10 protein-coding genes are annotated in these 13,376 nt (G+C 72.0%); all 10 read right to left on the reverse strand.

The genetic code is table 11. The annotated features are described in order from the left end of the window. Nucleotides 1–23 precede the first annotated feature (23 nt). Nucleotides 24–1,511, reverse strand: coding sequence for a M81 family metallopeptidase (locus tag ACRYR7_RS06780; protein ID WP_432571314.1), 1,488 nt, complete (start codon nt 1,509–1,511; stop codon nt 24–26). Between the two features lie 68 nt (nt 1,512–1,579). Next, nucleotides 1,580–2,521 (reverse strand): ROK family protein, encoded by a 942-nt coding sequence (locus ACRYR7_RS06785; protein ID WP_432571315.1) that lies wholly within the window; start codon nt 2,519–2,521, stop codon nt 1,580–1,582. 68 nt (nt 2,522–2,589) lie between these two features. Beyond that, nucleotides 2,590–4,506, reverse strand: a complete 1,917-nt coding sequence (locus ACRYR7_RS06790) for a dipeptide ABC transporter ATP-binding protein (RefSeq protein ID WP_432571316.1) — start codon at nt 4,504–4,506, stop codon at nt 2,590–2,592. Further along, a complete protein-coding gene (locus ACRYR7_RS06795) occupies nt 4,503–5,390 on the reverse strand; it encodes an ABC transporter permease (RefSeq protein WP_432571317.1) in 888 nt (295 codons plus the stop codon). The genes ACRYR7_RS06790 and ACRYR7_RS06795 overlap by 4 nt, the downstream gene beginning before the upstream one ends. Beyond that, nucleotides 5,387–6,340 carry an ABC transporter permease gene (locus ACRYR7_RS06800; RefSeq protein WP_432571318.1) on the reverse strand — a complete coding sequence of 318 codons (954 nt, stop codon included), beginning with the start codon at nt 6,338–6,340 and terminating at the stop codon, nt 5,387–5,389. Before ACRYR7_RS06800 ends, ACRYR7_RS06795 begins: the two co-directional genes overlap by 4 nt. Before the next feature lie 34 nt (nt 6,341–6,374). Continuing rightward, complete coding sequence (locus ACRYR7_RS06805; RefSeq protein WP_432571319.1) at nt 6,375–8,210, reverse strand: peptide ABC transporter substrate-binding protein; 1,836 nt, start codon at nt 8,208–8,210, stop codon at nt 6,375–6,377. Nucleotides 8,211–8,458: 248 nt separating this feature from the next. Beyond that, complete coding sequence (locus ACRYR7_RS06810; protein ID WP_432571320.1) at nt 8,459–9,688, reverse strand: ROK family transcriptional regulator; 1,230 nt, start codon at nt 9,686–9,688, stop codon at nt 8,459–8,461. Between the two features lie 528 nt (nt 9,689–10,216). Further along, a complete protein-coding gene (locus tag ACRYR7_RS06815) occupies nt 10,217–11,005 on the reverse strand; it encodes a copper homeostasis protein CutC (RefSeq protein WP_432571321.1) in 789 nt (262 codons plus the stop codon). Then, complete coding sequence (locus ACRYR7_RS06820) at nt 11,002–11,316, reverse strand: hypothetical protein (RefSeq protein ID WP_432571322.1); 315 nt, start codon at nt 11,314–11,316, stop codon at nt 11,002–11,004. The genes ACRYR7_RS06815 and ACRYR7_RS06820 overlap by 4 nt, the downstream gene beginning before the upstream one ends. Before the next feature lie 555 nt (nt 11,317–11,871). Beyond that, complete coding sequence (locus tag ACRYR7_RS06825) at nt 11,872–12,888, reverse strand: acetamidase/formamidase family protein (RefSeq protein WP_432571323.1); 1,017 nt, start codon at nt 12,886–12,888, stop codon at nt 11,872–11,874. Nucleotides 12,889–13,376 lie beyond the last annotated feature (488 nt).

Raw genomic sequence — 13,376 nt, forward strand, 5'->3', positions numbered from 1 at the left:
CCACCCGGCGCTGCGCAGGCGCGTCAGCTGATGAGCTCCGGTTCCAGCACGGGTGGGTCCATCAGCGGGTTGAAGGGGTAGACATCACCGCCGAGGCTCTTGTGGCCCAGCCGCAGGAGGTCTTGGTCCACCCCGCCGGGGGTCAAGGCGAGCATCCAGTCAGCGGACATGTCGAACAGCTCCGGCTCCAGGTAGCCGATCTTGACCACGACGATGTCGGCGCCGCTGCGAGCGTCCAGGCCCAGCCGCTGGAAGTCGGCCTCCTCGTGGAACGGTCGGCGTCGCTCGGTGACGATGACGGACACGTTGCCCGTGGCGATGACGGCCAGGATGCCGCCGCGGGCGTCGTCGGGCACGAGGGCGGTGACGGTGCCCGTGACGTCGGCCGGTAGCGCGGAGGCGGTGTCGATCTTGCCGCCCAGGCTGAGGGAGACGGTAGCGCCCACACCTGCCGCGGCCGCTGCCCGGGCGGCCTGGTGGTCGGCGATGCTGGCGTAGATGGTGCGCTTGCCCGAGCGGGCCAGGTCCTGATCGGCGAGCAGGACCTGCAGCGCGTAGGAGGCGTCGCCGGCGCCACCGCCGGTGGGGTTGTCGCCGGAGTCGCTGATGTAGAACGGTGCTTTGGGGCTGGTGATGGCCACCTGCAGGCAGTCCTGCAGCGAGGCCGACGGTGCGGCCAGGCCGAAGTCGGCTCGCGCGTCCCAGTAGCTCTGCGCCAGCTGCGCGGCCGTCGTGCGCAGCACCTGCGGGTCGTCGCCGGAGACGACGACGCACGCGCGATCGCGCGGTTCGTCCGCCCACACGTACCCGACCCAGATGGCGGCGTCCAGGACGCCATCCATGGCCTCCACCTCGGGCACCTTGGCGTAGATGCCCTTCGCGGGCTGCACGCGGGTGCTCGTGCGTTCGCCGGGGAGCAGCACCGGGACCTGAACCCACGCCTTCAAGGGCCGGCCCCGGCCGTCGCGCAGCCGGGTGACGAGGTTGCGGGCCGCTCGTGCGCGCGATTCCCAGGTGTCCTCGTGGGGGGCCATGCGGTAGCAGGTGATGAGGTCGGTGGTGCTGGCCAGCTGGCGCGAGACGTTGCCGTGCAGGTCCATGGACGTCGACAGCAGGACCGTGTCCCCGACGACGTCGCGGACCTTGCTGACGAACGCCGCCTCGGCGTCGAGCCGGTCCACCACGGCCATGGCTCCGTGGATGTCCAGGAAGACGCCGTCGAGGTGACCGGCGCTGGCCAGCCCGTCGAGGACCTCCTTCTCCATCGCGTCGTAGTCCTCGGGCACCACCGGGCCGCCGGCGATGGCGCGGGCGTGCATCACCGGGACCCACTCGATGTCGCGCGCCCAGGCGTGGGCGGGCAGGTCCGGCTCGCGCAGGAAGTCGTAGCGGTCGAGGAGCTCCTGGCCGCGGACGATGTGGAACTCCTCCAGGGTGGTTCGGTGCAGGCAGAAGGTGCTGGATTCGGTGGCGATGCCGGCGATGGCGATGCGCAGTGCGGGTTGGTTCACGGTCGTGACCTTTCTGGGGCCGGGACGGGTGCGCCCGTGCTCTTGCGGTGGCTGGGTGCGGGGGGCGGTCAGGTCGTCGCGGGGTGAGGCAGCGCGGAGCTGAAGGTCAGCCGTGACAGCGCTGCCGCACCGACGGCGACGGCGGTCGCGCTCATCGGTGCGACGTGGACGTTGGCTTGTGGTCCGAACAGGGGCGGGTGCTCGTCCAGGACGCGCTGGACGCTGGGGCGCAGGAAGGGCCACGCGCCGCTGACGCCGCCGCCGATGACGACGGTGTCGGCTGCCAGGGTCCGGGTCACCTGCACGATCGTCATGCCCAGGGCGGCGCCGGCCTCGGCGAGGACCTGCCGTGCGCTGGTGTCACCCCGCTCGGCCGCTGAGGCGACGTCGGCCGCGCTCGTGGCCGCCGAGCGGGCGGTGCCGGCGCGTTGCCGGTACCTGCGCAGCAGCGAGCGGGCTGAGGCCAGGGTCTCCAGGTGGCCACGCTGACCGCAGCTGCACAGCTCATCGCCGTACCCGGGCAGGTGCCCCAGCTCGCCGGCTGCACCGTCACGTCCGTGCAGGATGCGCCCGGAGGACCACAGGGCGCCACCGACACCGGTTCCCAGGGTGATGCCGACGGCGTGGTGCACGCCCTGCAGGCTGCCGCCGGTGACCTCGCCGATGAGGAAGCAGTTGACGTCGTTGTCGGCGGCGGTCGGCAGCTGCAGGCGCTCAGCGATGCGTGCGGCGACCTCGGTGCCCTCCCAGCCGGCGAAGGAGTCGCTGGCGCGCACGATGCGTCCTGAGGAGGGGTCCAGCACGCCTGCCGCGGCCACGCCGGCGCCGATGAGGACCAGGGGGTTGCGATCTCGCACGCGCTCGGCCAGGGCCTGGGCGCAGTCGAGCATCGCCGTGCCGCCGCGCAGGGCTGGTGTGGGTGCGCTCACCTGGTCCACGACGGCCAGGTCGTCGTCGCAGATGACCGCTTGGGTCGTCGTTCCACCGATGTCCAGCCCGAGCCAGGACATGCCTCACCACCTGTCAGTCGTTTCTGATCCGCCTGGCGGGCCCGCCGGTGCCGGCGTGGGCCTCAGCCTCACACGACGGCCGCGTCGGCGAACTCGCGGCGGACGTCCTCGGCGGCGGCGCGCCGTGCTGCCTGCTCGATCGGGTCCGGCACCGGGACCGAGCTCAGGAGCAGCTTGGTGTAGGCCTGCTGGGGTGCGTGCAGGACGCGGGCGGTCGGGCCCTGCTCGACCACGCGCCCGCGGGCCAGGACCGCGACGCGGTCGGCCACGGACTCCACGACGGCCAGGTCGTGGCTGATGAACAGGCACCCGAAGCCGTGCAGGCGCTGCAGCTCGGCCAGCAGCTCCAGCACCGTCGCCTGCACCGAGACGTCCAGGGCGCTGGTGGGCTCGTCGGCGATGAGCAGCTGCGGCTGCAGGGCCAGGGCGCGGGCCAGGCCGACGCGCTGGCGTTGGCCTCCGGACATCTCGTGCGGGTAGCGCTCCGCGCAGCCGGAGGGCAGGCGGACCTCGTCGAGCAGCCGCTGGACGCGAGCGCGCCTCTCGCGGGCCGGCACGCCGTGGATCGCCATGGGCTCGGCCACCGAGTCGCCCACGCTCATGCGCGGGTCCAGCGAGGAGGCCGGGTCCTGGAAGACGGCACCGATGCCTCGGCGCAGCCGCCGGCCCTTGGCCCGGCGCAAGGTGGCGTGCTCGTGCCCGAGCAGGGCGATCTTGCCGCGCGAGGCGGGCAGCAGGCCCAGCGCGCAGCGCCCGATGGTGGACTTGCCCGAGCCGGACTCCCCGACGAGCCCGAGCACCTCGCCGTGCCGGATGCTGAGGGTGACGTCGTCGACGGCGCGCACGGCAGGGCGGCCCAGGGTGCGGTAGTCGATGGACACGCCCTGGAAGTCCAGCACCAGCGGTGCTGGTGCTGAGCCCTTGCCCCTCGCACTGCCTGCCCTCGCCTCCACCTCCGGGCCAGGTACCGGGGTGGGCGGCGAGGTGGGCGTCGAAGCGCCCGCCGAACCGCCAGCTGCGTTGTCGACCGGGCTGTCCACCGGGCTGTTCGCTGGGCTGTTCGCTGGGCTGTTCGCTGGGCTGCCCGCCGGCGCGGACGTGCGGGTGAACAGGCCCGGGGCGTGCGCGGGCACGCCGCGCTGCAGCGGCGCTGCCGTGCTCAGCCGCGGCACCGCCGACAGCAGCGTGCGGGTGTACTCGTGCGCGGGGTGGCGCAGGACCTGCTCGGCGGATCCCACCTCGACCAGCTCGCCCTGGTACATGACCGCGACCCGGTCGGCGAGGTCGGCGACCACGCCCATGTTGTGCGTGATCAGCAAGATGGCGGTGCCACGCTCGTCGCGCAGCCGGCGCAGCAGCCTGAGGATCTGCGACTGGACCGTGACGTCCAGAGCGGTGGTGGGCTCGTCGGCGATGATCACTGCGGGGTCGCAGGCCAGTGCGATGGCGATGACGACGCGCTGGCGCAGGCCGCCGGAGAGCTGGTGCGGGTAGGCGTGCAGGCGGGCGCGGGGATCGGGGATGCCGACGTCCTGCAGCAGCTGCAGGCAGCGGGCCTGCACGGCCTGGGCGCTCATGCGCCGGTGGTTGGTCAGCGCCTCGCCGATCTGGTCGCCGATGGTCAGCAGCGGGTTGAGCGCTGTCATGGGTTCTTGGAACACCATGCCGATCTCCCTGCCGCGCATGGCCCGCAGCCGCTCGGCGCTGGCTGCCGCGACGTCCAGGTCGCCGACGCGCACGCCACCGCTGAGCACCGCGCCCGGCGCCAGCAGGCCCATGGCCGACAGGGCGGTGACCGACTTGCCCGAGCCGGACTCCCCCACCAGGGCCAGGACCTCACCGCGGTGCAGGTGCAGGTTCACGCCGCGCACGGCCTCGCTGGGACCTGACTCCCCGTCGAAGGCGATGCGCAGGTCCTCGAAGGCCAGGACCGGCGCACCGGTGCCCTGGGGTGTCCGCGCGGCGGCGTGCACGTCGTGGTTCATCGTGTCTTCCGGATCTCGAAGGCGTCGCGCAGGCCGTCGCCGATGACGTTGAACGCGCACACGGTCAGGACGATCGCGATGCCGGGCGGGAAGATGAGCCACCAGGCGCCGGAGTAGACGTTGCCGACGCCGTCGCTGAGCATGCCGCCCCAATCGGTGGCCGGAGGGGCCACGCCCAGACCCAGGAAGCTGACGTAGGCCACCAGCAGGATGGCGTCGGCGACCTGGAAGGTGGCGTTGACGGTGATGGTGCCGACGGTGTTGGGCACGATGTGGCGCAGGACGATGCGGGCGCTGCCCCCACCCACGGCCCGCACGGCGGCGACGTAGTCGCGCGTGCGCAGGGACAGCGCCTCGGCGCGCACCAGCCTGGCCGGCACCAGCCAGGAGACCAGCCCGAGGATCACCACCATGCTGGTGACGCTGGGCTTGACGATGGCGGCGGCGGCCAGCAGGAGGAAGAGCGCGGGGATGGCGATGCCCGCGTCCACGATGCGCATCATGACGGAGTCGACCCAGCCGCCGGCGTAGCCGGCCACGGCCCCGTAGACGGTGCCGATGACGGTGGCCAGCAGACCGGTGCCCAAGCCAATGATCAGCGAGGTGCGCCCGGCGATCATCAGCCGGCCCAGGACGTCGTGGCCGACCTCGTCGGTGCCCAGCGGGTGCCCCGGGCTTCCCGGGGCCAAGCTGGCCGCGCTCAGGTCCGTGACGCTCTGGTCGGTGCGGTACAGCAGCGGGCCCAGGAAGCAGAAGATGACCAGCGCCGCGGCCACCACGAGCCCGGCCGCGGCCAGGCGGTGGCTCAGCAACCGCCTGAGGACCCCCGGACGCCGCAGGGGTGCGGGCAGCGTTGGCGCCGGGGAGGGCAGGGTCGCGCTCATGCCCGTCCTGCTCTCACGCGGGGGTCGATCAGGGCCTGCAGCAGGTCCGCCAGCAGCGAGCCCAGCACGGTGGCGGTGGCGATGACCAGGACGACGCCGAGCAGGACGGGGTAGTCCGAGACCTGGGCGGCGTTCCAGAAGGCCAGGCCCATCCCGGGGTAGTTGAAGATCGACTCGCTGATGAGCGCACCGCCGAAGAGCACCGGGATGTGGTAGCCGAGCATCGTGATGACCGGCGTGAGGCTGTTGCGGCCCACGTGCTTGCCGATGACCGCGCGCTCGCGGGTGCCCTTGGCCCGGGCGGTGCGCACGTAGTCCTCAGCCAGGTTGTCCAGGGTCGATGAGCGCATGTACCGGCTGAAGGCGGCCACCGCCGTCACCGCCCCGGTCAGGACGGGCAGGACCAGGGCAGCGGGCTCGGCCAGGATGCCGGTGAGGGTGTCGGCCTGCGGAGCCTGCGAGGGGAACCACGGCAGGACCTGGGAGAAGACGATGATGGCGATCAGGGCCAGGAAGAACGCCGGGGTGGAGTAGGCCAGGAACGTCAAGGCGGTGACGATGTAGTCACCGGGCTTGTTGCGGTTGACCGCCTGCCACACTCCCAGGGGCACGGCGACGACGACGGCGGCGGCCGTGGAGACCGCGGTCAGCAGCAGCGTCTTGGGCAGCCGCTGCTGGATGAGGTCGGCGACGCTCATGTTCAGCGCGTAGGACTCCCCCAGGTCGCCCTGCAGCAGCCGGCTCAGGTAGTGCAGGTACTGCACCGGCAGGGGCTGGTCGAAGCCCTGCCGGGTGTTGAAGTCGGCCATCTGCTCAGGAGTGGCGTCGATGCCGAGGATGGCCCGGGCCGGTCCCCCCGGTAGGGAGTGCAGCAGCACGAAGACGATGACGGTGACCACGAAGACGACGATGACCGCCTGACCGGTGCGGTGCAGCAGGAACCTGCTCACAGCGCACCTCCTTCCCGAGGATCCGGCCCCTGCCTCACTGGGTCTGGTACCAGCGCTGGGGGTGCACCACGGCCAGCGGGTCCTGCGAGACGCCCTGCAGCTTCCGATCGATCGCCGAGACCTGGTACACCGGCTCCGGCAGCCAGATCACCGGCAGGTCCGTGGCCAGCTGCTGCGACACCGCCTGCAGCGCCGCGGGGTCGTTGCTGGTGCGGGCCGCGGATTCAAGCTGGTCGGTCCGGGTGTTGCTGTAGCTGCCGAAGTTGCCGGTGCCGGCGGTGGAGAACTGCCGGTCGGTCACGGGGTAGGCCTGCAGGTACCAGGCGCCGCGGGCGCCGAAGAAGGAGCTCTGCCAGGAGCACTGCGCCCCCGGCGCGCACTGCTTGCTGTCGGCCAGGACCGTGTTCAGCGGTGCGGTGCGGATGCTCATCGCCACCCCGGCCTTGGCCAGGGAGGACTGCAGCTCCTGCATCATGTTGTCGGTCTCGGTGGAGCCGCTCTGGCTGTACATCTCGAACTCCAGCCGCTTGCCGGCGCCGATGCCCTCGCCGCACTGGTCCTGCGCGGTGCCCGGCGAGGTGCAGGTCGCGATGCCGTCGGAACCGATGCTCCACCCGTGCTCGGTCAGCAGTTCCTGCGCGGCGGTGGTGTCGAAGGCGTAGGCGTTCTCCTTCTGCTGCTGCGAGAGGTAGTCCGCTGCGGCCTCGGTCTGCGGGATGGGCCCGTAGGTGGGCACTGCGGTGTCCTTCCAGATGACGCTGGAGATGTTCTCCTGGTCCACCGACTTCTGGATGGCCTGGCGGATGTAGTCCTGCTTGAACAAGGGTCCGGCGTCGGCGTCGTTGAAGTTGTAGGGCGCGAAGTTGATGGCCCAGCCGTTCCAGTTCTCGACGCGGTAGCCGGCCTGCTCGATGCGCGGTTTCTGGCTGAGGGAGGCGATGGGCATGTACCCGTAGTCGACGTCGCCGGACAGGACCGCGTTGAAGGCGGCGTCCTCGGAGGTGAAGGGCAGGAACCGCACCTCGTCCAGGTGGGCCGCGTCCGGGCCGGTGTAGTCGGGGTTCTTGGCCAGGGTGACCTGTCCGGTGCTGGTGAACTCCTTGAGGGTGAAGGGGCCGTTGACGCTCTTCCACAAGGGGTTGGTGGCGTAGGTCTCCAAGTCGGCCGCCTGCTCGGTGAGGTAGGTCCACACCTGCTGAGCGCCTGCCGGGTCGCGGTCGTAGTCGCCCACGGCGGCGTCGGCGGCGGTCTTGTCCCACACCTGCTGAGGAAGGGCGTACATCAAGGTCAGCTGGTTGGCGTTGACCCACTGCTGGTTGTACGCCTGGTCGAAGGTCAAGCTGAACGTCTTGTCGTCGATCGCGGTGAAGGTGGAGACGTTGTCGGGGAAGTTGCCCCTGACGTAAGGAGCCCAGGAGGCGGTGTTGGCCTTGACCAGGTTGAACCAGAACTCCACGTCGCGGCTGGTCACCGCAGCTCCACCGCTCCAGGACTGCTCGTTCAGCGTGATGGTGGCCGTCAGGCCGTCCTGGGACCAGGTCGGCTCGGCCGAGGCCAGGCTGCCCTTGAGGTCGACACCGAGCTGGCCGCTCTCGGCGGTGTAGGAGTACAGCGGGGTCCACAGGGCGATGCGCACCGAGGTGTTGTAGGTGGCCGTCTTGCCCGAGGTGATCAGCGGCAGGATCCAGTTGGGCGTGGAGTTCGCCGGCAGCGCGTAGCTCGCCGTCCCGCCCTCGAGGGCCTGGCCCGTGGCCTCTGCGCCGGCGGCGCTGTCCTGGACCGAGCCCCCGGTACAGGCGGTGAGACCCAGGGCCCCCACGAGCAGGAGGGCGGACAGCGCGCGCCGGGGGTGGTTTCGCAGAGAAGCCATGCCAACTCCTGGTGGTGGTGCAGCGGGAGGCCTGAACGACGACCACGACGACGGCCACGGCGATCCGCGGGTCGGTGGTGGTGCGCCTGCGGTTCTCACGCTAGGCGGGCACCCGAGCCGGTGGCAACGAGGAACCCACGAAGTTAACTACCCTGAAACAACAAGTCTGGTCACTTCTTGCGATTCCCGAAGCAAGCGGGGTGATCGAATTCCAGACCGGCTGGCCGTGAGGGTCACAGGACCCCGCGTCAGCGGTGCCCGGCCAGGTCGCCGATCTCGGGGTCGCGGTGCTCCGGCGACGCCGCGGGGGTGTGCAGCACCTGCTGCAGCAGCAGGCGGCCGGCTCCCACCAGGCCCGCGTCGGCGCCCGTGGCGGCCTGAGCGATGATCAGGTGCTTGGTGGCCAGCGCGTGGCTGCCCTCGTACACCTGGCTGCGCACGGCCGCGACGAACGGCTCCAGGGTGGACATCCCCCCGCCGAGGAAGATGGCCTGCGGGTTGAAGAAGTTGACCACCGTGCACAGGACCTCGCCCAGGTGGCGCCCGGCGCTGCGGATGAGGGTGGAGGCCGCGGGATCACCCTCGCGCGCCAAGGCGATGGCCGCTGCGGTGTCGCCCACTTGGCGCCCATGCGCACGCAGCTCCTGGACGATCGCCGCGCCGCTGGCGATGGTCTCCAGGCAGCCGGTGTTGCCGCACGAGCACGGGCGCTCCGCGGCGGCGCGCACCCGGGCGTGGGTGAAGTCGCCGGCGGCTCCGTCGGCACCCCGGTAGACGCTGCCGTCGACGACGATGCCGCTGCCGATGGCCGAGCCGGCCTTGACGGTGATGCTGTGCTGCAGCGGCTGGGCGGCGCTCGCGTGCTCGCCGTACGCCATCAGCGTCGCGTCGTTGTCTACCAGCACCGGCACCTGGAAGCGCTCGCTCAGCCACCGACCGACGGGGAAGCGGTGCCAACCCGGCATGCGCGAGGGGCTCTCGACCCACTGGCGCTGCACGTCGACCGGTCCGGGCAGGGCCAGCGCCACCCCGCGGACGCGCACACCCGCGGCCTGCTGAAGCAACGCGTCGAAGGCCTCGGCGACGATCTCGAGCGCGACCTCGGGACCGGCGCCGGAGGCCACCGGCGCGGCCACCTCGCTGACGTGGCTCAGGCGAGCGGTCAGGTCCATCGCTGCGATGCGGGCGTGGCTGCCCCCGAGGTCGGCGACCAGGACCGCACCGCCCTCGCCCTTCAGCTGCAGCAGGCGAGGGCGCCGTCCGCCCCTGGAGGGGCCGCTGCCCACCTCTTGCACGACGTCGGCCTCGATGAGGTCCTGCACGCGCGCGGAGATCGTGGAGGCGGCCACGCCGAGCTCACGCGCCAGCTCGCTGCGCGAGGTGGCGCGCCCGGAGGACACCAGCGTCAGCAGCCGCGCGGTCAAGGCGCCGTCCCGCTCGCGCGCCGACGCCTGCGCGGGCTGCCTCGACGACGACATGGATCCTCCAGCGGTACGGCGAGTGGCGGTGGCGCTCTGGCCCGACTTCTTCCAACTGCGAATCAAGTTACTTCGTGGTGCTGCCCGCGCGCCAGCACCACCGCGTCGGCGGGAGTCCTGCCAGCAGGACCACGGCGCACCGGTGCGGTGCGAGCACCGACGCGGGCAGCGGCGTGTCCACGGGGACCGGACCGCGGCAGCGGCCCTGGTCCTTGCACCGGGCAAGGCTCGGACGTGGACCGAGCCGGCGCAGGCGGGTCCGATGGGAGCGACGGGGTGAGGGAGGTGGTGGGGTGCGGTGATCGTGCAGCGCTGCCAGGCTTGCGCCGCCTGACACGGCGCGCCCGCCGCGCTGGGCCACGTCGCCCAGCGCGCGCATGCCCGCTCGCGCACCCTCAGCGCTGGTGCCCCTTGGACCCGGCCCCTCCGGCAGTGCTTTGGCACGTGCCGGAGGGCGTCTGCACGTGCAGGACCGCCCCGCCGCTCAGGAGCCGCCGGCGCCGATCACGAGAGTCAGCGGCAGCGCGCTCACCGGCCGGCCACGGCGGCGACCACGGCATGCACGGGTCCGCACGCCGTGGCCAGCAGGGGTGTGTCGTAGCTGACCGCGCTCGACGACGGGGCGCTCGATGCAGGCACGGGCTCAGCAGCGCGCAAGTGGATCGCCGGGACCGCGGTGCGGGCGACGAGGTCGGCGGCGTTGTGGGCGCGCACTCCCCCACCGGCCATCACCTCGATGCGCTCACCCGCACGGGCGACGAGGTCAGCCAGGACCGGTGCGCCTTCCAGTGCGCTGCGGGCGCCACCGGAGGTGAGCACCCGGCTCACCCCGGCGTCGATGAGGATCTCCAGCGCACCGGGCAGGTCCTGCAGCGTGTCGAAGGCCTTGTGGAAGGTCACTGGAAGGTCACCGGCGGCTGCCACGAGGCGCTGCAGCACGTCGGTGTCCACGCTCCCGTCGGCGCGCAGCGGGCCGACGACCACGCCCAGGCGCACCCCGTTCGGCACGGGCAGGGCACGGATCGCGTCGATGTCGGCGAGCTGGACGTCGACCTCGGCTGCCGAGTAGGCGAAGTTCCCCGCGCGCGGACGTACCAGGACGCTGACCTCTAGCCGGGACACCCGCGTCAGGATCGCGCTGAGCAGACCGGTGCTGGGGGTCAGCCCACCCTCGGACAGCGCGGCGCAGACCTCGATGCGGGCAGCGCCGCACTCCTGCGCGATGAGCGCGCCCTGCACGTCGTCCAGGCAGATCTCGACCGTGGTGCCGCCACTCCGTGCTGCTCGCGCCGCACTGGGCACCGGGTGGCCGTTCACGCCGGCACCCGCGACTCGCGGACCGCGGCGTCGGCGTCGCCGTCGGCGTCGGCGTCGTCGTCGTCATTGGGGTTGGCCCAGGTAGCTGCAAGCGGCTCCCAGCCCTGTCCCCGCGTCCACGAGCCGTCGGCGGTCGTGCGCAGCGCACCGGCAGCGGTGGGCAGCTGGACCCGCGCACCGCCCTGCGCGCACAGCACCTGGTCGTCCACGCGGGTGTCACGAGCGTCGAGGAGCCTCAGGCGGTCGAGGGTTCGGCACGGCGCGGACTCGTCGGAGCCGAAAGTCCTCGCGAGCGCTGCGGCCTGCTGCACGGAAGTCTCCTCGTCGATCGATCGCGGGAGGTGCGAACCGCCGTGGCGCGTCTCGACCTCGGGCGAGCCGATCGACGACAGCACAAGATCAGCGTAACAAGCCGAGGGATCGGTTCCCGTGGCGGGCAGTCGCCGGGCGCGGACGTACTCGCAGGGCGCGGACGATCCTGACCGTCGGGCGCGCCGGGCAGTGGCGCTCGCACCCCGCGCCGGTCCGCTGCGACTCGCGCAGCCGGCGCCAGCACCTGCGTCCCGAGCCGTCGCTGAGCGCGCTCGGGCGGGGCACTCCCGGGTGCCGGGGAGCTGCACTCCGCCGGCGCCCGCGGACGGCACGACGGCGACGCTGTCGATCACCGCTCGGTCCTCACGGCGTGGCCGGCCGCTGCGCTCACGCTGCGCCAGCGGTGGTGGCGGGGTCAGCTGCAGCCGACCCCGCCACCACCGGTGATCAGCTGGCGGGCTCGAGCGCCGGGCCGGGCAGCCGTGGGGACCAGATCGCTCCCGGCCCCCCGCGACTCCCCGGAGCCTCGCACCAGCTCCTGCACCGGCCCGTCGTCAACGGCGACGCTCGAAGACGTCCTTGGGGATGTAGCCGGTGACGACCTGGGTGCGGTCCACGACCTCGGCGTTGTGGTAGTTCACCGCGATCGAGGCGAAGGAGTAGGCCTTGGGGACCGTGAGGCCCTGCGTGGTCACCAGGAAGTCGACGGTCTTCTCCACCGCCATCCGCATGGCGCGGTCGAGGTCCCAGTGGATGCCCATCATGATCCAGTGCGTCTCGTTCTCGGCCCAGGGCAGTTCGGTCTCGACGTCCTTCACCACGGTGATGCGGAAGTTGCCGACGCAGGAGTGCTCCACGGCGGTGCCGCTGACCTCACCGTCGCCCTGGGCGCTGTGCGGATCACCCATGAAGACCTGGGCGCCGGGCTGGAACACCGGCAGGTACAGCGTCGAGCCCGAGCACAGGTCGCGCACGTCCATGTTGCCGCCGAAGGTCCACGGCGGGGTGGAGTTCTGCACCCCCGTGGCCGGCGGCGGCGCGTCCTCGGTGTTGCCGATGAACACCCCGCTCTGCGGGGCGACCGCGATGATGCCGGGGAAGGGCCGGGCCGGGACCTTCAGGCCGTCGGAGAAGAAGACGACGTCCTGGCCGCGGTGGGGGCCGACCCGGTACATGTGGGTGCGCACGTCGGGCCACACCCCTGCCGGCATGTCCGGGGGGATCTCGGCGGGGATGTCCAGACCCGTGTCGCCCTCGCGCCAGCCGGGGTAGAAGGTCGCCATGACACCACCTTCCGGGGCGGTGTTGTTGAACCCGTACGGCGCTCGCGTCTGCACGTCCATGATGTCGATCGCGAGGGTGTCGCCGGGTTCTGCGCCCTCGACGTAGATGGGCCCGGTCAGCACGTGTCCGCCGTACTGCCTGCCGGAGGCCTGGCGCTCGGCTCTGCTCTGCCAGAAGTCGACGGCATCGGGCAGGACCGCCTCCGGCCCGGCGCCGAAGGCCGCGAAGTACTCCACGGGGTGGATCTCCTGGGTCGCGCCCTGGTGGGAGAGCAGGTCGACGCGCACGGTCTGCCCCGAGGTGATGGTCAGGGCCGGTTCCCAGTCGATCGGGAAGCCACCCCAGTGCAGGGTGTCGGCACTCGCCCGCAGGTGGTGGTCCCACCGGGGCCTGGATCCGCCGGGTCGTCGCCTCGCTCCGGTTCCCTGGGCGTGGGCCGGTGCGGCGGCGCCGGCCGCCAGCGGAGCTGACAGGCCCGCGCCGAGGATGCTGCGTCGGCGGACCGAGCTCCAGTGATCAGACGACAAGGTGGACTCCTTCGGCGTGGAGGCACCCGCGGACTCGATCTGCCGCGGCTGCTCGGTGCTTGTGCGCGGCCTGTGAGCGAGCGCACTGCACGCTCGCGCGGCCTTGTTTCCGCGGTGTGACAGCCGTGCGAACAGCGAGTTCCGATCGAGGCTGATCGAAGCCGATCCGGGCAGTCGGTGACCGTCCACGGCCGGCGCGCGGCCACCGGAGCCCCTGCGCGAAGCGAGCTGACCTGGTCTTGGGGGCC

The sequence above is a fragment of the Kineococcus gurbantunggutensis genome (assembly GCF_050871925.1).
Lineage (GTDB): Bacteria > Actinomycetota > Actinomycetes > Actinomycetales > Kineococcaceae > Kineococcus.

What these genes read in the sequence shown, in the direction of transcription:
- ACRYR7_RS06785 (WP_432571315.1), bottom strand. Translation starts at nt 2,521, where the DNA reads ATGTCCTGGCTCGGGCTGGACATCGGTGGAACGACGACCCAAGCGGTC.
- ACRYR7_RS06790 (WP_432571316.1), bottom strand. Translation starts at nt 4,506, where the DNA reads ATGAACCACGACGTGCACGCCGCCGCGCGGACACCCCAGGGCACCGGT.
- ACRYR7_RS06795 (WP_432571317.1), bottom strand. Translation starts at nt 5,390, where the DNA reads ATGAGCGCGACCCTGCCCTCCCCGGCGCCAACGCTGCCCGCACCCCTG.
- ACRYR7_RS06805 (WP_432571319.1), bottom strand. Translation starts at nt 8,210, where the DNA reads ATGGCTTCTCTGCGAAACCACCCCCGGCGCGCGCTGTCCGCCCTCCTG.
- ACRYR7_RS06810 (WP_432571320.1), bottom strand. Translation starts at nt 9,688, where the DNA reads ATGTCGTCGTCGAGGCAGCCCGCGCAGGCGTCGGCGCGCGAGCGGGAC.